The organism is Pseudomonas sp. PDM27 (assembly GCF_019219205.1).
Taxonomy (GTDB): Bacteria; Pseudomonadota; Gammaproteobacteria; order Pseudomonadales; family Pseudomonadaceae; genus Aquipseudomonas; species Aquipseudomonas laurylsulfatiphila.
In genome coordinates this window covers 1-645 of record NZ_JAHUWF010000030.1, presented here as the reverse complement: position 1 = coordinate 645, position 645 = coordinate 1, and the positions used below count along the sequence as shown (strand labels likewise).

General features: G+C 48.5%; 2 tRNA genes and 1 rRNA gene. All 3 read left to right on the top strand.

Annotated features, from left to right (window positions below):
* Nucleotides 1-65 (top strand): 16S ribosomal RNA (locus tag KW838_RS29235); the annotation flags it as partial.
* An 80-nt stretch (nucleotides 66-145) separates the two neighbouring features.
* Nucleotides 146-222: transfer RNA gene (locus KW838_RS29230), tRNA-Ile, on the top strand.
* 30 nt (nucleotides 223-252) lie between these two features.
* A tRNA-Ala gene (locus tag KW838_RS29225) sits at nucleotides 253-328 on the top strand.
* The last annotated feature ends 317 nt before the right edge of the window (nucleotides 329-645 follow it).

The following is a 645-nucleotide window of genomic DNA, read 5'->3' as shown; positions in this document are numbered from 1 at the left end:
TCATGACTGGGGTGAAGTCGTAACAAGGTAGCCGTAGGGGAACCTGCGGCTGGATCACCTCCTTAATCGACGACTCAGCTGCTCCATAAGTTCCCACACGAATTGCTTGATTCATTGAAGAAGACGAAAGAAGCAGCCCGAAATTGGGTCTGTAGCTCAGTTGGTTAGAGCGCACCCCTGATAAGGGTGAGGTCGGCAGTTCGAATCTGCCCAGACCCACCAATTTTGTGTGGGAAACGCCTGTAGAAATACGGGGCCATAGCTCAGCTGGGAGAGCGCCTGCCTTGCACGCAGGAGGTCAACGGTTCGATCCCGTTTGGCTCCACCACTACTGCTTCTGATTGTATAAAGCTTAGAAATGAGCATTCCATCGGTTCGATGGTGAATGTTGATTTCTAGTCTTTGACTAGTTCGTTCTTTAAAAATTTGGGTATGTGATAGAAAGATAGACTGAACGTTACTTTCACTGGTAACGGATCAGGCTAAGGTAAAATTTGTGAGTGGCTCTTAGGAGCGCAATCGAATTTTCGGCGAATGTCGTCTTCATAGTATAACCAGATTGCTTGGGGTTATATGGTCAAGTGAAGAAGCGCATACGGTGGATGCCTTGGCAGTCAGAGGCGATGAAAGACGTGGTAGCCTGCG